This window comes from Hahella chejuensis KCTC 2396, from assembly GCF_000012985.1.
Classification (GTDB): domain Bacteria; phylum Pseudomonadota; class Gammaproteobacteria; order Pseudomonadales; family Oleiphilaceae; genus Hahella; species Hahella chejuensis.
This window is the reverse complement of the sequence record NC_007645.1, coordinates 3,058,334-3,078,635: the sequence shown is the minus strand read 5'-3', so window position 1 is coordinate 3,078,635 and position 20,302 is coordinate 3,058,334. Positions and strand designations below refer to the sequence as shown.

5 protein-coding genes and 1 pseudogene are annotated in these 20,302 nt (G+C 61.4%); 4 read left to right on the top strand and 2 right to left on the bottom strand.

Annotated elements, in window-relative coordinates; genetic code table 11:
* Nucleotides 1–105: 105 nt before the first annotated feature.
* Nucleotides 106–459 (top strand): annotated as a pseudogene (locus tag HCH_RS35210) (PAS domain-containing protein); the annotation flags it as partial.
* Nucleotides 460–513: 54 nt separating this feature from the next.
* Nucleotides 514–2,082, top strand: a complete 1,569-nt coding sequence (locus tag HCH_RS32345; protein ID WP_238384998.1) for a sensor domain-containing diguanylate cyclase — start codon at nt 514–516, stop codon at nt 2,080–2,082.
* Between the two features lie 113 nt (nt 2,083–2,195).
* Here the strand turns inward: HCH_RS32345 and HCH_RS13385 are convergent, their stop codons facing one another.
* Together HCH_RS13385 and HCH_RS13380 are read right to left on the bottom strand one after the other, a co-directional pair.
* On the bottom strand, nt 2,196–3,083 hold the full coding sequence (locus HCH_RS13385; RefSeq protein ID WP_011396809.1) for a DUF481 domain-containing protein: 888 nt from the start codon (nt 3,081–3,083) through the stop codon (nt 2,196–2,198).
* A 141-nt stretch (nt 3,084–3,224) separates the two neighbouring features.
* On the bottom strand, nt 3,225–3,767 hold the full coding sequence (locus tag HCH_RS13380) for a YcjF family protein (RefSeq protein WP_011396808.1): 543 nt from the start codon (nt 3,765–3,767) through the stop codon (nt 3,225–3,227).
* A 926-nt stretch (nt 3,768–4,693) separates the two neighbouring features.
* Here HCH_RS13380 and HCH_RS13375 point away from each other — a divergent pair.
* Nucleotides 4,694–15,562 carry a hybrid non-ribosomal peptide synthetase/type I polyketide synthase gene (locus HCH_RS13375; protein ID WP_041598640.1) on the top strand — a complete coding sequence of 3,623 codons (10,869 nt, stop codon included), beginning with the start codon at nt 4,694–4,696 and terminating at the stop codon, nt 15,560–15,562.
* The gene (locus HCH_RS13370; RefSeq protein WP_011396805.1) at nt 15,549–20,285 is read left to right on the top strand and encodes an SDR family NAD(P)-dependent oxidoreductase; all 4,737 of its coding nucleotides are present in this window, start codon (nt 15,549–15,551) and stop codon (nt 20,283–20,285) included. The genes HCH_RS13375 and HCH_RS13370 overlap by 14 nt, the downstream gene beginning before the upstream one ends.
* Nucleotides 20,286–20,302 lie beyond the last annotated feature (17 nt).

Below are 20,302 nucleotides of genomic sequence, written 5' to 3'. Positions count from 1 at the left end.
CGCTGACATCCCCCTTAAACCTTCTATACTTTGGCTACATGGTCCAGCAAAAAATATCAGGCTTGACGCCTGTCCGTTTCTTTATGATCCAGAGCTGATATTCCCATGCGTCTAACTAACCTATGCGAGCTACCGCTTCCTCATTTGCTTGCGGAAACAGATCACGAGGGCGCCTGGATTGAATGCAATGATTTATGGCGCAAGTATTCCGGGTTGTCCGCGGCCAATTCTCTTGGCATGAGATGGATCGAAGTCATCCACCACGACGACGTCTCTGTCGTTCAAAGAAGATGGCGAACCGGCATCAAAACCGGAGCCCCCTTCGAGCTGACGATGCGCCTTCGTCGCGCTTCAGACTCGTCTTATCGATGGCATGTGTGTCACATCGTCCCCCTCGGCGATGAGCAAGGCGACATCCCAGGCTGGCTCGTTTCATTCACGGATATTCATGGCGGCCAGACGCAACAGGAGAGCGATCACTCCTCTGTCGCCAAGTTACGGAGTGAAAGAGAAGTGCTGGCGACCTCCAATGACTATCTGCTCGAAATATTGCGGGAATATCATGAAACAGAAGTCCGGCTGGAAAAAGCAACGGAGAAATTAAACCAAATCGTTGAAACGCAGTTCCATCTGTCTCAAGCAGAAATAGATATGGCCGCCTTTATGCAGCTTGTGACAGATAAAATGCTAACCCTCACGCCCGCCACAGGCGCTGTCATCGAGTTGATGGAAGGCGACGAGATGGTTTATCAAGCCGCCAGCGGCTCAGCTCATCAATACAAAGGACTCAGGCTAAATTTATTCAGCAGTCTGTCCGGCCTGTGCGTCATTGACCGCAAGGCCCTCATCTCCGAAGACACCGCCAATGATCCAAGGGTTAATCCTGAAGCGTGTAAAAAAGTCGGAGCGGCCTCAATGGTGGTGACTCCCCTCTATGAGGAAGGTAATGTCATAGGCGTACTGAAAATTATATCCGACACGCCCCACGCATTTGATGATGAGGATTTAAAAACGCTGGAAATGATGGCCGGTCTTATTGGCTCAGCTATTGGCCGTAAGATCAGGATGCAGGAAAAGGAAGATTTATTGGCCGCGAAGTCTCTGACGCTTATGCAGTTGGAGCAAGAGGTGGCGCAGCGAAAGCAGATTGAAGAGCAGCTCAAAGCCAGTGAAATGCGCACCAGGCGTATCATTGAAAGTTCACATGAAGCATTTATCGCAATGAATTCAAGCGGCTTTATCACAGACTGGAACCCTAAAGCAGAAGAAACATTTGGCTGGACTGCGACAGAGGCGATCGGGCGCAAATTATCAGAATTAATCATTCCCTCAGGACTCCGTGAAAGACATGAACTTGGCATGCGTAAATTTATTGAAACCGGCCAGGGGATCGTTTTAGGAAAGCGCCTTGAACTGCTCGCCCTCAATATAAAGGGCGAAAAAATACCTGTAGAAATCACGATTTCCGCCATATCGGCACAAGAACAGTGGCAGTTCTGCGCCTTCCTCCACGATATCTCTGAAAGGAAGCAGACAGAGCAAAAGCTACGTCATTTAGCCCAGTACGACAGCCTCACCAGCCTGCCCAACCGCGCCTTATTCTATGACCGTCTCAATCAAGCGCTCGCACGCTCCCATCGCAACCAAACCCTATTCGCCCTCATGTATCTGGACATCGACCACTTCAAATCCATCAACGACACCCACGGCCATGGAGTCGGCGACGAACTGCTGAGCGCGTTCAGCAGTCGCATTCGGCTTATTATCAGAGAATCAGACACGCTTGCCCGACTAGGGGGCGATGAGTTTGTCATCATCGCGGAGAACATTAGCGTCCAAGGCGACGCAGAACACATTGCGCAGAAAATACTTTGGGCGATGAAGCAGGCGTTTCAACTCAATGAATTGAGCATCCAGGTGGGAACAAGTATTGGCGTCGCCCTGCCGCCGCCCCATGCGGTTAACGCTGACGATCTGGTCAAGATGGCGGATAAGGCGTTGTACTCGGCCAAGGCGGCGGGCAGGAACACCTATAGGGTATATAAAGAAACCAATCAGGCGGCTGAAAAACCTTTCCGCTAAATATCCTCAACGTCATTATTTCCGAAGACGGCCCCTTCGAATACCACGCACTGGACCTGCGCAAGTCATTGCAAGCCAGGTCCTGTCCGCCAGCAACCCGGGCCCAGCCACCGTCAGAACTTATAAGACAACGCCGTGGTGAGGTCGGCCTGTTTCTTATCGACGCCGAACTTGGGCTGGTTGTCGTAACTCACGTTGTAGCTGACGCTGACGGAAAGTCCATATGCCATGGGAACGGCGGCGCTGATCATGGAGCGATAGCGGTAGTCATCGTCGTCATCCTTGTTCTGCGAGTAAATCACGCTCTGGGACAGGCTCAAGGCCTTGCCCATGAACGCGCAGTCAAAGGCCTCGTAGGCGCCGTAGCGCCAGCTTTCCTCGTGCGGGTCCTCTCCCGCCAGGATAGCGGTTTCCGAGTAGTCCTGGGACAGGTAGACCACCCCCGCCGCCGTGCTCAAACGACAGGTCTGGGTGCGGTAGGGATAGAATCCCGGCGCCAGAAACACTTCGTGCTCTCTGTCCACCAGCTGTATTTCATCGGTGGAATAACGATAGCCCGCCAGCAGGTAATAGAGCTGGGAAAAGTTGTATTGCCAGAAGTTGTCGCTGCTTTTCTTATCCGATAATACTTGCGGACCGGTCTCGCTGCGTTGGATCTGGTTGTAGGTCGAGATGATGTTCTTGCTCGTGGTCCAACTGGCCTCCAGCACATAGGTGCGGCTGTCGTAATCGGTCTGTCCTCTACTGGAGGTGATGCTGGCGGAAGCGCCGATGGTCAGAGCGTCCGGCATGTTCAGCATCTTCCGCAATGGCGACTGGGTTTTATCCTGGACGGACTGGTTTTTGTCCTGGGCGGACTGGGTTTTGTCCTGAACGGACTGGGTTGAAGCAGCCGCCGTGGACGTAGAGGCGGACTCTTCAGCGGCGGCGACAGGCGAAAACATCAGGGCGAAGACAGGGAAAAAGACTGACAGAGAGGCGACGCCGGAGGATCTTTCCATTGTTTTTCTTTGCTCCAGAGAATACCAGGGGAAACCTGCGCGACGAGCGCGCGCAGGCATGTCCGCGACGCGCTGCTGCGCGCCGGGATACTATGCGGTCAGGATGAACGCGTCTGTTCGGCTAAACGGTCAGCGTTCGGCTTACGCCTTGGCGCCGGCTGTTGTTTTGGCTGACTTGTCGTCTTTACCCAGGTTTTCCGCGTAGGCTTTGCCCTTTTCCAGTTCTTCCGCGTAAAACGCGCGCACCGCTTCAGGGTCAAAGTTCAGGAAATTGCCGCCGGACTCAAAGTGTTGGATGAACACTCGCGCCAGCGCGTAGGTGGAAGCGCCCGCGATAATCGCCACGCTAGTGGAGCCCAGTACTGTGCCGATGACCGGAATCATCTTGGTCAGACTGGCCAGACTGACGCCGAGAGGAACAGGAGCGGCGGAGCCGACCAGAGAGGCGATCAGGGACTTGCCGATGTCCTGGGAAAATTTGATCCCATAGATCTTGGACATGCTATGCAGCATTTTCAACTGCAGCGCCGTCAGGCCTGCGAAATCAACGACAGGAATCGGCACCAACCCTACGCCCATGGACCCCAGCACGTACTTCCTGGTCATCGCGCGCACGTTCGCCAAACGCTCTTCTACATTCACTTCCGTTTCTGTTGTGTCTTCTTTAGTTGCTGTTGCAGCCATACTGATGTTCCCATATTGATGATTATTAGACTTACGCAGGGTATATACGTCCGTAAAACATCAAGTACAAATTCACGGGCGGTTATATATATCGTTACTATTTTATTTCACGCCTCTTAAAGCGCCTGTAATAAAACAAACAACATATACAAAAAGAAGTCCTGGACCTCCGAAGTGTCCGTACTGAGACTAGTTCAATACCTATAGGCCCGCAAGTACTTTTTTTGTGCATTCGCGCCCTGTTTCAGCGCCGCCGCTACTGTATTTCAATCCTGCAAACCCCTTGTCATATAAGGCCTTCGAGCCGCCCCTCTGATTTTTCGGATAACGCCCGCCAAACCTGTACGCAAAAGAGCCGCCAGGCCCTTCGCCAGGCCCGCGGCATTATTTTTAATTGCTTAATTGATATCGTCATAATTTGGGTCTACCATTTGACAGCAGCTGGAGTTAGCCCTACATGCTATAGCCGTTACCTAGGATTGAATCGTCTCTCCGCCGAGGAGAGAGAAAGGCATGGAAAAGGATCAGAATAATTATGCTTCACGTCCTGTTATATCTGCTTGTATGCTTATTTGTGGCGTTCCTTGGCAAAAATAAGAAGTTCGGTTTTACCTTAAACTTTTTTATTTCCTTTATATTCTCCCCCATTGTCGGCCTGATCGTCGTCTTCGCCCAGGCGGACAAGCATCTCGTCAAGACCTCGCCATGACTCCCTGATCGGGCTTCATGGTCGTGTTTTCCAATATTTTTTCACTCAGGTGGCGTTAATGCGCCAGGCAATCACGCCATCGTTATTGAAGAAATATTAGAAGGCTTTACCGGAAGTAGCCTGAAGTCGTCCCGTGGCGTTTTGGCCGTGGGCCTCTATGCGGTAGGGAGGCATGCGCCATGCGTCGTTTAAAAATAATAAATTACGACATCGAAACATGGTTACAGACACTACTCGCCGCGTTACCGACGCTACTCGCCGCCCGTTTTTCGCCGACATTCGTTGCGCGTTGCAGTCTCATGCAATCACCCGGGGAGACGCCGACGCCTTTGTCTTCCTGACGGAAGATCGCGAGGCTCGTTTCCCTCTCACCTACGCCGAACTGGATCGCCAGGCGCGTCGCGTGGCCGCCTTGTTGCGGGGCCACGCCCAGCCCGGAGACCGGGCCCTGCTGCTGTTTCACCCCGGGCTGGAATTTCTGGCCGCCTTCTTTGGCTGCATGTATGCAGGGGTCACTGCGATCCCCATGCATCCTCCCAAAAAGAATCGCAGCGCAGAGCGCCTCGACAGCATTCTCGACGACGCCGACGCCCGCGTCATCCTCGCCAATGATTCAGTCGTCGCCGCCATCGCGGATGCGGACGCCGGCGATAAACGTTTGCGGGAAGCGGTCTGGCTCACGGTGGACGCGATTCTGTTAAACGGGACGGACTCAGCCAGAGCAAGCGACAAGGACAGCGCGCCGGCGTTTCTGCACGGAGACGACCTCGCTTTTCTGCAATATACCTCCGGCTCCACGTCCGCCCCCAAAGGCGTCATGGTGAGTCATCGCAATCTGATTCTGAATCTGGACGAACTGCATCGCTGCTTCGGCCATGACGACGACTCCATCCTGGTCAGCTGGCTGCCGCATTTTCATGATCTGGGGTTGATCTACGCCATTTTGACGCCCTTGTATGCAGGCTCAATCTGTTACCTGATGGCGCCGGCGACCTTCATCCGCAATCCGATGCGCTGGCTGCAGGCGATCTCTGATTGTCGCGCCACACACAGCGCTGCGCCCAATTTCGCGTACCAGCTCTGCATCGATAAAATCAGCGCTGATCAAAAACGGACTTTGGACTTATCCTGCTGGCGCGCCGCCTGCAACGCGGCGGAGCCGGTGCGTTACGAGACCCTGCGTGGCTTCGCCGCCGCCTTCAGCGATTGCGGCTTCAGTTACGACGCGCTGTCCCCCAGCTACGGTCTGGCGGAAGCCACTGTCAAAGTCTCCATCACGCCCATTTCGGAGCCGCCAACGGTGCTGCATGTGGAGCGGGAAGCGCTGTCTCAGGGAAAAGTAAGAGTGGTCGCCGCCGACGCCCCTGGCTCCACGCCATTGGTTGGCTCCGGACGGGTCGACATGGACACCAAAAGCCTCATCGTCGACGCGGAAACGCAGACCCCCTGTCTGCCTGACGAGATCGGCGAAATCTGGGTGCGCGGCCCTTCCGTAGCCAGTGGCTACTGGGCTCGGCCAGAAGCCACCGCCGACACCTTCGACGCCCATCTCGCCAACCCGCAGGGCAGGTATCCCGGACCCTATCTGCGCACGGGAGACTTGGGATTCATCCACGGCGCGCAACTGTTCATCACCGGTCGCCGCAAGGATCTGCTGATCATCGACGGCGTCAACTACTACCCCCAGGACATTGAAAAGACGGTTTTCGCCTGCCACCCGGACTTGACCGCCGATAACGGCGCGGCCTTCTCGGTGGATATCGATGGGGAGGAACGTCTGGTCATCGTACAGGAAGTGAAACGCACCGCCGTACGTCAGTTGGACGGCGACGCGGTGGTTCGCGCCATCCGTCAGGCGGTGTTTCAGGAACATGAACTGCCAGTATACGCCATCGCCCTGTTGAAACCCCTGCAGGCTTACAAGACCACCAGCGGCAAAATCCAGCGCCAGGCTAATCGCAAAGCCTGGCTGGAGGGTGCGATGCAGCCCATTCACCAATGGCGCTCCGGCGCCCGGGACGATGCAACAGCACAGGCTGCGACGCAGGCTCCAATACAAAACCCCTCTCAAACCACCACGCCCCCCCTAGCGGCGGAAAGCCGGAGCGCCCAGGACATCGCAGACTGGCTAACGCAACAATTGGCGACGATCACCGCCCTGCCCGCCGCCGACATCGATCCTGGCGCGGATTTCGCCAGCTTCGGATTGGCCTCCCGCCACGTGGTCGCACTGAGCGGCGAGCTGGAGCGCTATGCGGGGGAGCCTGCGCCCCCCACCCTGTTCTATCAGCATCCCAATATCGCGCGACTGGCGACGTTTATCGCCGCGTTGGCCAGCGGGTCGCCCACTGCCAAAGACAACGGCGGCGCGTACAAAGTGAAGCGCAAAAACGCGCGTCTGGTGGACGTGGAAGCCACGCCGTTTGAAAGCAACGATCCCATCGCCATTGTCGGTATGGGCTGCCGTTTCCCTGGCGCAGACAGTCCACAGGCGCTGTGGCGATTATTAGACGAGGGAGTGGACGCGATTCGCGAGACGCCTCCGGAGCGCTGGAACAGCGAGGCCTACTATCATCAGGAAGCCGGCGTCGATGGCCGCATGAACACGCGCTGGGGCGGTTTTCTGGACAATATTGATCAGTTCGATCCACAGTTTTTCGGCATTGCGCCGCGGGAAGCGGAAACCATGGACCCACAGCAACGTCTGCTGCTGGAAGTCTGCTGGGAGGCGCTGGAAGACGCCGGCATTGCCGTCAGCTCTCTGGCCGGGAGCGACGCCAGCGTCTTCATGGGGGTCTGCAATACTGAATTTCAACGCATCAGCTACGCAGACCGCAACGCCATTCGCATGCACACCGGCACCGGCGCCGCCGCCAGCGTGGCGTCTGGACGCATTTCCTATTTGTGGGACTTGCGCGGCCCCGCCATGACCATCGACACCGCCTGCTCTTCCTCCCTGGTGGCGGTGCATCAGGCTTGCGAATCCCTGCGCCGCAACGAGTCCAGTCTGGCGCTGGCGGGGGGCGTCAATCTGATTCTGCTTCCCGAGGGCTCTATTTCCCTATCCCAGGGACGCATGATGTCGCCCACCGGGCGCTGCAAAACCTTCGACGCCGAGGCGGACGGGTACGTGCGCGGTGAAGGCTGCGGGGTCGTCGTATTGAAACGTCTGGCGGACGCGCGCCGGGACGGCGATGAAATCTACGCGCTGATCCGCGGCTCCAGCGTGAACCAGGACGGCCACAGCAACGGCCTCACCGCGCCCAATGGACAGGCGCAGCAGGATGTCATCCGCTCCGCCCTGTTCAAAGCCGAAGTCCAGCCCTGGCGCATCCGCTATGTGGAAGCCCACGGCACCGGCACGGCGTTGGGCGATCCCATTGAGGTGAACAGCCTGCGGGACGTGCTGGAAGAGAACCGCGACGCCAACCACCCATGCAGCATCGGCTCCATCAAGACCAATATCGGTCACCTGGAAGCCGCGGCGGGGGTGGCCGGGCTGATCAAGACCGCCCTGGCGCTCAAGCATCGGGTGATTCCCGGCAGCCTGCATCTGCGCCACCGCAATCCGCTGATCGATATCGACGAGCGCGTATTTCATCTCCCCCAGCGCAGCGAGCCCTGGAATGGCGAATTACTGGCGGGGGTCAGCTCTTTCGGTTTCAGCGGCTCCAACGCCCACGTGGTTCTGCAGGGAATGGCGGATGCGCCTGCCGAGTCCGCTTCCGACGTTGCAGCGGCCACCGCTCCGCAACCGGGCGACGCGCCTTATCGGCTGCTGACTCTGTCCGCCGCGGACGCGCAAGCGCTACAGGCGCTGGCGCGCCGTCATAGCCAACATCTGACGACCCTGCACGCCAACGCAGAACTGGCGAACAGCGTAGGCTGGGCGGATTATTGCCATACCCTGAACACCTCCCGGGAGGCGCTGCCCTATCGCCTGACTCTCAGCGCACAAAGCGCGCAGGACGCCGCCGAAACGCTCAAGACGTTTCAGGGCCAGGAGACGCCGAATCTGAGTCTCGGCGTGGCCAGACAGGGTCCGGTGGTAGTGTTCCTGTTCTCCGGTCAGGGCGCGCAGTATCCCGGCATGATGCAGCGTCTGTATGAAACCGAACCGGTGGTGCGGGCAACCCTGGACCGTTGCGAAGCGGTGGCTGCGCCATTATTGGGGCAATCGCTGCTGACGCTGATGTTCAATCCCGACCCGGATTCCGGCATTCATCAGACCCGCTTTACCCAGCCCGCCCTGTTCGCCTGTGAAGCCGCGCTGGCGCGGCTGTGGATGTCCTGGGGCGTGCAGCCGCAATTGGCGTTGGGGCACAGCGTAGGCGAATACGCCGCCGCCCACGCCGCGGGTCTGTTCAGTCTGGAACAGGGCATGAAACTGGTGTTGCGGCGCGGCGAACTGATGCAATCCCTGCCCGCCGGAGAGATGCTCGCGGTGTTCGCGCCCCGGGATAAAGTCGAGGTGCTGCTACAGGACGCTGGCGCCGCCCTGGCCGTGGCGGCGGACAATGGCCCGGACCTCACCGTGATCAGCGGCCGCGGCGAAGCCATGGCGCAGATACGCCCTCTGTTGTCCCGGCAGGACATTCGCTTCCAGCCCGTACAGGTTTCCCACGCCTTTCATTCGCCGATGATGGCCCCCATCCTGCCGGATCTGCGTAAGGTGACCGAATCCACGCCCCTGGGACAGCTGCAATTTCCTTTGATATCCAACGTCACCGGCGACTTTATCGAAGCGGAGGATTACGAACACGATTACTGGTTGCGACACACCATGAATGCGGTGGAGTTCCGCAAGAGCATGCTCACCGCCGCGGATCGCCACGTGGACCTGTTTGTGGAAATCGGCCCCGGCGCCAGTCTGTGCGGCATGGGCAAACGTTGCCTGCCGGACAGCAAAGCCGCCTGGATTCACAGCATTCGCTACGGTGAAGACGAACACGCCTCCGTGCTCAACGCCTTGGGGCGCGTGTATTGCCATGGCGGCGCGCCGGACTGGCGCGCGCTGCCGGGACGCCGTCGCCTGCGGGACGCCGCGCTGCCCAGCTATCCCTTCCAGCGTCATCGCTACTGGCCGCAAAACTACCAGGAACCCCAGGCAAGCGCCGACCGGGTCGCCGACGGCCATCCGCTACTGGGACGGTCCACCGCGTTAGCGGAACCGGCGGGGGCTCTGTATGACCAGCATCTCGACGCCGGCGCGCACGCCTATCTGGCGGGACACAAAGTCAGCGGCGCCGTCGTGTTTCCCGGCGCCGCCTACATCGACATGGCCCTGTCCGCCGCAGCGCGACACTGGCCGGACGCCGGCGCGCGCTGCCGCAACATGCAGTTTCATGCGCCTTTAGTCGTCGACGAACTGGACCACTGGCGACTGCAGACGCAATTTATTCAATCAGGCGCTAACGCCGCGCAGATCAAAATCTTCGCCCGCCGTGACGGTCTTAACGAGAGCGAAGCGCCCTGGCGACTCCACGCCAGCTGCGAAGTCAGTCGTCAGGACGCAGCGGCGGATCAGGCGGAGCAATACCCGCTCCCCACCGAAACCGCTCTGGCGCAATATGAAAACAGCCTGTCCGGGGAGCAGTTCTACGCGCAATGGCGTCAACGGGGCAATGACTGGTCCGGCCAGTTTCAGGGCATTCAACGCATCTGGTCCTCGCAACAGGAAGCCTGGGCGCTGATACAGGCCCCTGAAGAGACCGCCGCGCAGCTTGACGCTTACCGCACTCACCCCGGAGTGTTGGACGCCTGCGCACAGACCCTGGCGGCGCTGGGAGGCGACGAAAAAGGCGCATTTGTCGGACATTCGGTGCAAAGTCTGCGATTTTTGCGCAATTTCAGCAAATATAGCTACTGGGTGCGCGCCCGCCTCACCCCGCAGACAGCGCAATCCGACCACTTGCTGAGCGGATCGCTGTCCATTTTCGACAACCACGGCGAACTGCTCGCAGAGGTAGAAGGCTTGCGCTTCAGCTTCCTCGACGCCGCCGCGGCGGGACAGCCTCCCACGGCGGAGCAAGGATTCCCCTTTGAGCAGGTTTGGGAGCGGACTGAAATAGCGCCGGAGGCGTCCCTCAGAGAAAGCCTGCAGAAGGATTCAGAAACTGACGCAGTCTTCTCAAACAGATCAGCCCAATTAACCCTGCGCCGCTATGGCTCCGCCCTGCTCTGCATCGCGCCGGACGCTCCCGAAGACTCCGCCGAACCGGACGAGTTGCTGGACAACCTGGTGGAACAGCTTGAGGCCATTCTTGACGCCCTGGCCGCCGCACAGGAAGACGACGAGGACGCGCCCCGGCTGTGGTTGCTGACCCGTCGCGCCTGCTCTGCAGAAGAGGCGGACGCCGCCGTTTGTCCTTACGCCGCCGCGCTGTGGGGTTTCGCTCGCGCATTGGCGGTGGAGAAGGCCAATTATTGGGGCGGCATGGTGGATCTGGATTTACAGGCGACGGATGGAGAACAGCAACCGCTGCTGGACGCCATTTTGCGACAGAACCACGGCGCTGACGCTCAGTTCGCCATTCGCCACGGCGCAATTCATCGCGCAACACTCAGTCGCACCAGGCTTACCGCATCGGCAAGCCAGACTTTTTCCCTGCGCGCCGACGCCAGCTACCTCATCACCGGCGGTCTGGGAGATTTGGGGCTGCGCTGGGCGCGCTGGCTGGCGCAACAAGGGGCCAGACGGCTGGTGCTGATGGGCCGCAGCGGTCTGCCGCCGCGCTCCGAGTGGGCGCCATTGTCGTCGGATTCCCGCGACGGGCGACGCGTCGCCGCGCTTCGCGAGATCGAAGCGCTGGGCGCGCACGTGACCATCGCCGCCATAGATCTCAGCGACAGCGCAGCCTGCGTCCATTGGCTGCGCCAGTACCAACAGCAGCAGCCCGCTATTCGCGGCGTATTGCACGCCGCCGGCGTCGCCCACGCCATGGCCGCCGAGACGCTGGACCGGGAGACGCTGCGAGCGGAAATCGCCGCCAAAGTCTGCGGCGGCGAAACGCTGCGTCGCTGTTTCCCTGTCGGTTCCCTGGATTTCCTGTTGCTGTTCTCCTCCACCTCCGCCGCACTGCCCTCGCCGCGGTTGGCGGCCTACGCCGCCGCCAACGCCTGGCTGGACGGACTGGCCGCGCAGCGGCGCGCCCTGGGAGAGCCGGCGGTGTCCGTACAATGGGGTCCGTTCCGCGACATCGGTTTGATGGCGCGGGCGCAAAGGGATAACAACGCAGCTATTGCGAGTCTGACGCCAGACCCTGGCGCAGGCCTGAGCCCAGACGCCTGTGTGGCGCTGACGCCTGCGCTGCTGGCGGCGAACCAGGCCGTCATCGGCGTCACTCCGGAAGATCCCAATTTGGCGGCTTACGCTGACGGCAGCCTGTACTTACAAGGACTCAAGCCAGTTCACACTAACGCGCCAGCCAGTAGCGCCTCGGAGGAAAACCCAGCGTCCCCGGATTGGCTGGATCAGCCTCTGGAACAACGCCAGGCGGCGCTGCTGCGCTGGTTAACCGCCCAGGCCGCCGCTGTATTACGCCTGAATCCAGACAATATCGACCCTGCCGCGCCTTTAACGCAATACGGGCTGGATTCTCTGATGGCGGTGGAGCTGCGCAATCGCATCGAGAAAAACCTGAGCGCCAGCGTCAGCATCGTCGATATCCTCAAGAGCAATGGCCTGGGGGAACTCGCTGCAAGCGTCGCGGAGAAACTCACCGCCCAGAACGCGGAAAACGGCGCCTCCGTCACGACAGACGCTCTGCCCGCGCCCCTGGATTGCGGCGCGCCCTGGGAGCTGTCCTACAACCAGCAGGCGCAATGGTTCCTGCATCAACTGGACCCAGGCAGTCCGGCCTATCATGTGTCCTTCGCTGCGCGCCTGCGCGACGGCTTTGCGGGCGAGCAGGATCACGCTTTCCTGCAGGCCGCTTTGAACCAGATCGCCCGCCGTCATCCGGCGTTGCGCACGGCGATTCAGGTGGACAGCAAGCCACGCCAGCAGGCTCGGGACGATATCGCGATCCCTTTACAAGTCGTGAACGCCCATGACCTTGACGCCAACGCGCTGTACCGGGAAGTGCGGCGCGCCTATCAAGCGCCGTTCGAATTGTCCCGCGCGCCCTTGCTGCGCGCCTGCGCGTTCGTCACCGCTCAGGACAGCGTGCTGCTGCTGACCGCCCATCACGCGGTCTGCGACGGATGGTCGCTGTGGGTGATCCTGGATGAACTCAAGGCCCTGTATGAGGCGCGCCGCGCAGGCCTCGCCCCGGAGCAGGCCGCGCTGCCGGCGTTGTCTCATTCGCAGGTGGATTTCGTGCGCTGGCAAAACGCCATGCTGGATACGGAACGCGGCGAAGAACTCTGGCATTACTGGCGCGACGCCCTGGCGGACGCCGACTTCGAACTGAACCTCCCGGCGGATATATCCCGTAGCGGCGCAGTGCAGAAGGCGGTGGGCGAATCCGTCCACTTCCAGCTCTCTCCGCAACTGGATGGGGCGCTGCGCGCTCTTGCCAAGCAACGGGGAACCACGCTGTTCAGTCTGATGCTGGCGGCGTACCAGTTGCTGCTGCATCGTCTGTGCGGACAGCAGCGCATCATCGTGGCGACGCCGGTGCACGGTCGCAGCCGTCCCGAATTTCAGGCGTTGGTGGGAGACTTTGTGAATCTGGCCCCAGTAAGCAGCCGCTTCGACCCCGAGCTGTCCCTGGACGCCTACCTGCGCAATCAGCAACACACCTTGCTCGACGCACTCGCTCACGGCGACTATCCCCTGCCGTTGCTGGTGGAGCGATTGGGCCTGCAGCGTAACGGCAGGGGGCAGTCTCTGGTGAAGACCACCTTCATCATGCAGAAGCCGCAAACCGACAACGCCACCCTGGATCTGTTCCTGGCCGCGGACGATAACCTGCGGGTGAGCTGGGGCGATCTGCAACTGTCGCCCTATCCCATGCCGCAGCAGGAAGGCCAGTTTGAACTGTCCCTGGAAATCGCCGACAGCGCCAACGGCCTGCAGGGCTTCCTCAAATACGACGCCAGACGCTGGCGTCGCGCCAGCATCGAAAGACTGGTGCGGCGCTATCGTCATGTTCTGTCCGCGCTCAGCGCCGGCGAACAGCTCGCCCGGCCATTGGTCAACCTGCCCTGGTACGATCAGGACGAGCGCCGTCAGGTGGAGCAAAACGCCAGTCAGAACGCGCCCGATGCCGCCAGGATCAATGCGCCTGATCTGGTCAGGGCGTTTCTCGATATGGTCCAGGCGCACCCCGAGCGCATCGCCGTCGCAGACAACGCCCGCCGGCTCAGCTACGCCGAACTCAATCGCCGCGCCAATGGCGTCGCCGCCTGCCTGCGCGAGCAAGGAACGCCCGCCGGCGCCGCCGTGGGACTCTGCGTGTCCCGCAATGTGAATCTGATCGTCGGCCTGCTGGGCATACTCAAAAGCGGCTGCGGCTACCTGCCGCTGGACCCGACGCACCCGCCCGCCCGACTGAGCGCGCAACTGCAGGACGCCTGCGTCGCCGCCCTGGTCACGGATCGCGCCATCATGCCGACTCTGGCGGCGCTGGAGGGACTGGGGGCCGCACAATGGGTATGCGTGGAGGACGTCACCGCCACCGCGGAGGAACCTGAAGTCGCCATCGGCCCGGACAGTCTCGCCTATCTGATATACACCTCCGGCTCCACCGGCGCGCCCAAGGGAACGCTGGTGGAGCACCGCAGCGTCCTCAATCTGGCGAACGCCCTGTGGGATCAGGTTTATCATCGCTATGATCAGCCTATCGCCGTGGCCCTGTGCGCCAACACCGTGTTCGACGCCTCCGTGCAGCAGATCTTCGCCGCGTTGCTGCTGGGACATCAGCTGGTGATCGTGGACGCCGACAGCCGTCGCGACCCCGCCCGACTCTCCGCTTTACTCGCCGCGGAGCAGGTGCGCGTCGCAGACTGCACCCCCAGTCTGCTGAGCATGCTGACCGGCGCGGATCAGGCCGGCCAGTTGACGCCGGACTGGCTCCTGGTTGGCGGCGAGGCGCTATCGATGGAGCTGGTGAACGCGTTCTATCGCGCCAATGACTGCGCCACATTGATCAACGTTTACGGCCCTACCGAGTGTTGCGTCGATGTCAGCGCCTGCGTCCTGACCCGAGACGCCCTGCCGGAAACCGCCACCGCGCCGCTGGGTCGTCCTCTACGCGGCGCCCGCCTGTACGTGCTCGATCCCTGGGGACAACCGTCACCAGCGGGCGCCGTCGGCGAGATTGTGATCGCCGGCGACTGCGTGAGCCGCGGCTATCTGCAGCGTCCGGAACTGGAGGCGGAGAAATTCGTCGATCTACCTCCATTGAATGAATCCCGCGCATACCGCACCGGCGATCTGGGCTGCTGGCTCGACGACCGCCAGCTGCACTATCTGGGGCGCCGGGACGCCCAGGTGAAAATTCGCGGATACCGGGTGGAGCTGGGCGACATTGAGAGTCAATTAAGCGCTCATGACGCCATCGCGGAATGCGCCGTCGCCCTGTTCCCGCAACGCCAGCAACTGGCGGCTTATGTGGTGTATCGCCAGGACGCCGACCCGCCGCCCACCGTCCAGGATCTGCAAAACCACTTACGGAGCCGGCTGCCGGAGTATATGGTCCCCGCCTATATCCTGACGTTGCCGCGCCTGCCTGTGAACGCCAGCGGCAAGCTGGACCGCCGCGCGCTGCCTGAGCCGGAAGGCGTCGCCGCCATGGACGGAGGCGCGCCGGTATCCGACGTGGAGCGGCGCGTCGCGGATATCTGGCGTCACTGCCTCAATCTTTCTCGTGTGGGCCGTGACGACAACTTTTTCGACATCGGCGGACACTCGCTGCTGCTGGCCCAGGTGCAACGCCAACTGAGCGACGCCTTCGGACGGCCGGTGGCGATGGTGGATCTGTTCGCCAATCCCACTATCGCCGCCACCGCGCGTCTGCTCAGCGCCGCCCCGGACGACGACGGGCTGTCGCAGTCTCCCCGTCGCAAGAATAACCGTCTGGCGGGTCGCCGCAACGCCAGAGAAGCGCAAAGGAGTCTGCGTTCCAATGAACAGCTTTGAAGACAACCTCGAAGCCGGCGCCGACAGCGCCATCGCTATTGTCGCCATGGCCTGTCGCTTCCCCGGCGCGGACACGCCGGAGGCATTCTGGCGCAACCTGATCGCAGGCGTGGAAAGCGTGGCTGAACTGACGGACGCCGAGCTGGACGCCGCCGGCGTACCCAAAAGCGAATACCAGCGTCCGGACTACGTACGCCGTGTGGCGGCGCTGGGAGACGTCAGCGGGTTCGACGCCGCCCTGTTCGACATGAATCCCAGAGAGTCGCAATTGCTCGACCCGCAGCACCGGTTGCTGCTGGAGTGCGCCTGGGAGGCCCTGGAGCGCGCCTGCTGCAATCCGGATGAATTCCCCGGTCCCATTGGCGTCTTCGCCGGCTGCGGCATGCCCAACTACTTCTATCGTCATGTGCTGCCGAATACGGACGCCCGCAGAGTGTCGGATCTGTATCAAGCCCTGCTGCTCAACGACAAGGATTTCCTCAGCACCCGCATCGCCTATAAATTGGGTCTCACCGGTCCCGCCGTCGGGGTGCAGACCGCCTGCTCCACCTCATTGATGGCGGTGCATCTGGCCTGTCAGAGTCTGCTGGCGGGAGACTGCGATATGGCCCTCGCCGGCGGCGCTTCGGTGCAACTGCCGCAACACGGCGGCTTTCGCAGCCAGAGCGGTATGATTCTGTCGCCGCGGGGTCAATGCCGGGCGTTTGACGCCGAGGCGGACGGAACCGCTGTCGGCAGCGGCGCCGGACTGGTGGCGCTGAAACGCCTTGACGACGCCCGGGAAAACGGCGACCGCGTGCTGGCGGTGATTCGCGCCACCGCCGCCAATAACGACGGACGCCGCAAAGTTGGCTTCACCGCTCCCAGCGTGCAGGGACAGGCGGAAGTCATCCGGGAGGCGCAGCTCACCGCCAACATCGACCCTCAGGCAATCCAGTACGTGGAAGCCCACGGCACCGGCACCCATCTGGGCGATCCCATTGAAATTGAAGCGCTGGCGCGGGCTTTCGACATTACGCCGAATGGCGGCCGTCGTTGCGCCATCGGTTCCGTGAAAACCAATATCGGGCACCTGGACGCCGCCGCCGGCGTCGCCGGTCTGATCAAGACGGTACTGTGCCTGCACTACGAAACCCTGCCTCCCAGTCTGCACTGCCAGCAGCCCAATCCCCAGATCGACTGGCTGCGCACGCCTTTCCGGGTCTGCAGCGAAACTGAATCCTGGCCCAGAGGAGACGCGCCTCGACTGGCGGCGGTCAGCGCCTTCGGCATGGGCGGCTCCAACGTGCACGCCATTCTGGAGGAAGCCCCTCTCGCAACCCGCGCCCCCCGCAGCGCGTCACGTCAGGACGACAAATCCGCGCCCAGCCAATTGCTGCTGCTGTCCGCCGCCGGCGAACAATCGGCGGATCAGGTGGCGGAACGTCTGGCCCAGCATCTGGACGAGCGACCCCATACTCATCTCGGCGACCTCGCCTATACCCTGGCTCTGAGCAAAAAAGCCTTGCCCTATCGGGCGACCTTGGCGGCAGCGACGCCAGCGGAAGCCATCGCGCAACTGCGCTTTCCCAACGACCTGAGCTGGCGACGGGTGCAGGACAGCGCGCCGACGGCGGCCTTCATGTTTCCTGGGCAAGGGGCGCAGTATGCAGGCATGGGCGCAGAGCTGTACCAGTCAGAACCGGTTTACCGTGAGGCAGTGGACCAGTGCCTGCACGCCGCGCCGCCTCTTATAGCGCAAAAGCTGCGGCCTTTGCTGACCCGTCCTCGTGGCGCGGACGCGGAACAGGGAGACCAAGACCTGAAACAAACCGCCCTGGCGCAACCGGCGCTGTTTATCGTCGACTACGCCATGGCCATGCTTTTGCAGAGCTGGGGTCTGACGCCGCAGGCGTTGATCGGACACAGCCTGGGAGAATACGTGGCCGCCTGCGTGGCCGGCGTGTTCAGTCCGGAAGACGGCGTAAGGTTAGTAGCGGAAAGGGGCCGCCTGATGCAGAGCATGCCCAGCGGAACCATGATCGCCGTGCGCATCGGCCAGCGACAGGCGGAGGCCTATGCGGGAGCGGGAGTCTCCCTGGCGGTGGCGAATGGCCCGCACGCCAATGTGTTCGCCGGTCCGCCCGGTCCCATGGAGGACTTCGCCGCGGCGCTGGAGGATGCGCAGATCGGCTATCACCGCTTGCAGGCCTCCCATGCGTTTCACACGGCGATGATGGAGCCCATGCTGGACGCTTTCGCCGAACTGCTGGACGCCATCCCCCTACAGGCGCCGCGGCTGCCGGTTTACGCCAACCTGAGCGGCGCCCGACTGACCGCAGAGCAGGCTGTCAGCGCGGATTACTGGCGTCAGCACTTGCGCCGCCCGGTGCAGTTTTATCAGGGCTTACAGACCCTGTGCGCGGAAACACAGGTGGATACGCTACTGGAAGTGGGCCCCGGACGGGCGTTGACGGGCTTCGCCGGCGCCTTGCCGCAAAGAGCCGAGCCTGGGCTGGAAGCGATCGCCACCTTCGCCGCCGGGCCAGGGCAGGATTCTCGCAAAAGCGCGCTGGACTGCGTCGGCCGTCTGTGGAGCAAAGGATTTGCTATCAACCTCCCAGGGCTGTTCGGAAACCAGGATGGGCGATTCATCCCTACGCCCACCTATCCTTTCGACCGTCGCCGTTACTGGATCGATCCTCCCAAGCTCACCGACCACGCCTTATCAGAGGAACGCCAGGCTCTGGAAGACTGGTTCTACACCCGTTCCTGGAGCCGTTTGAGCGGAACGCCGAACGTCAACGCCAGCGGCGGCAAATGGCTGCTGCTGACCGACGCAAACGCCCGTACCGACGCATTAGTCCAGGGGCTGTCTGATCATCAATCTCACACGCTGGTCACCGTCACCGACACCGCCGTGACCGCGCTGACGCCCCACGCCGAGCATCCCGACCAGCGCCAGACCATCGCCCTGCCCGCTGACGTCGCCGGAGATCCCGCCGCGCTGTTCGCGTTGCTGGCGGAGAATGACCTGTTGCCAGACCATGTGCTGTTCGCCCGTAACCTCAGCAAACCGGCTGCAAACAGCGCTGAGTTTGAGGCAACGTCTCAGGATCTGTCTCTGCTGAGCGCCTTATTGCAACAGTTGGGCGCATTACGATCCGAGGTATACGTCGCCGTGGCGACCACCGGAACCCAGTCGGTGCTGGGCTCGGAATCCTTGCGACCCGCCCGAGGGGCGCTATTGGGGCCGCTGTTAAGCGCAAGGCAGGAGTTTCCCGCCCTGCGCACGCTGTTGATTGATGTGGAAACTGATGTGGAAAACGCTTCCGCTGTTTCCGCACTAACGCGACAACTCCCGGCGTTACTGGCTTTGGCCCATCCCAGCCAGGAGGCGGACTTCAACGCCGGCCCGCCCCTTGTCGCCCTGCGCGGACGTCATGCGTGGCGCTGTGAATGGCGCCCCTGTCGGAGCGGCGCTGAGCCGGGAACGACCAGGCCCGTCTCCGATGAACCCGTCTCCAGCGGCGTTTATCTGATCACCGGCGGCCTCGGCAAGATCGGGCTCGCCCTCGCCACAGGTCTGGCCCAGCGCGGCGCGCGACATATCCGCTTAGTGTCGCGCACGCCCCTGCCGTCCCCGGAGCAGTGGCCGCATTATCTGGATGATCCATCAACGCCCGTCCGGCAACGCCACGCCATCTCAACCCTGCTGGCCCTGCACGAAACCGGCGCGCCGGTCAGCGTCACGGCGGCGGACGTCAGCGACGCCGACGCCATGGGCGCATTGCTGGATGAAGTGTGCGATCGCTACGGAGCCATCGACGCGATTATTCACGCCGCCGCCGATATGTCCCAGGCTCACGAGCAGCCCATCAACCCTGAACTGGCGGGAGCCTGGGAGACCATGCTGCAAGCCAAGGTCGACGGCGTGCGCACGCTGGCCGGGCTGGTCGCTCGGCGCCCTGTGCGGCGGGTGGTTTGTATGTCCTCCCTGGCGGCCCTGTTGGGAGGCTATCAGATGGGGGCTTACGCCGCCGCCAATCTGGTCATGGACCTGGAAGTCGCCCAGTTCGCCGCCCACAGTGACGCAAGTCGCGGCGCCAAATGGTTGACGCTTAACTGGGATGCTTGGCGTCCCGACAGCGCCAGCGGCCTGGGCATGGGCGCGAACGCAAAAATTGCGCAGGAATTTTTTGACAAATCCACATTGGCCGCCAATGCTATAGATTCAAAGGAAGGTTTTTTGGCGCTTGAGCAGGCATTGCAGTTATCGGATGCCTTGCTACAGATGGAAGACGAGCACCAAGTTGCGATATCCACACTATCGCTGAAGTCTCGGTTCCACCGACTTTACCATCCCCGGAGAAACGCTCCCGGCCATGACGCCGGAGCCAGTTCTCGGCCACATTCAGTACCTCCCGGCAGTAGCGGTGACCATGCGCCCGGCGATCACGCGGAGCTTATGCTGTGCGACATTCTGGGCGAACTTCTGGCTGTACCGATCCTTAACGTAAAGGACAATTTTTTTGACCTTGGCGGCGATTCCCTGATCGCAACGCAGGCGATTTCCCGTATTCGCGAACGTTGCGGCGCGGACCTGTCCCTGGCGGATTTTTTCAACTGTCCGTCGGTGCGGGAACTGGCCGCGCTGACCCGTGACAAGACCGACGGGGACAGCGCCGAAAGCGGTCAGGCGCCATCTGCGGACGCGCCGGCGAGGGTTGAAATAGAACTATAAAGACAACGACAGACAAA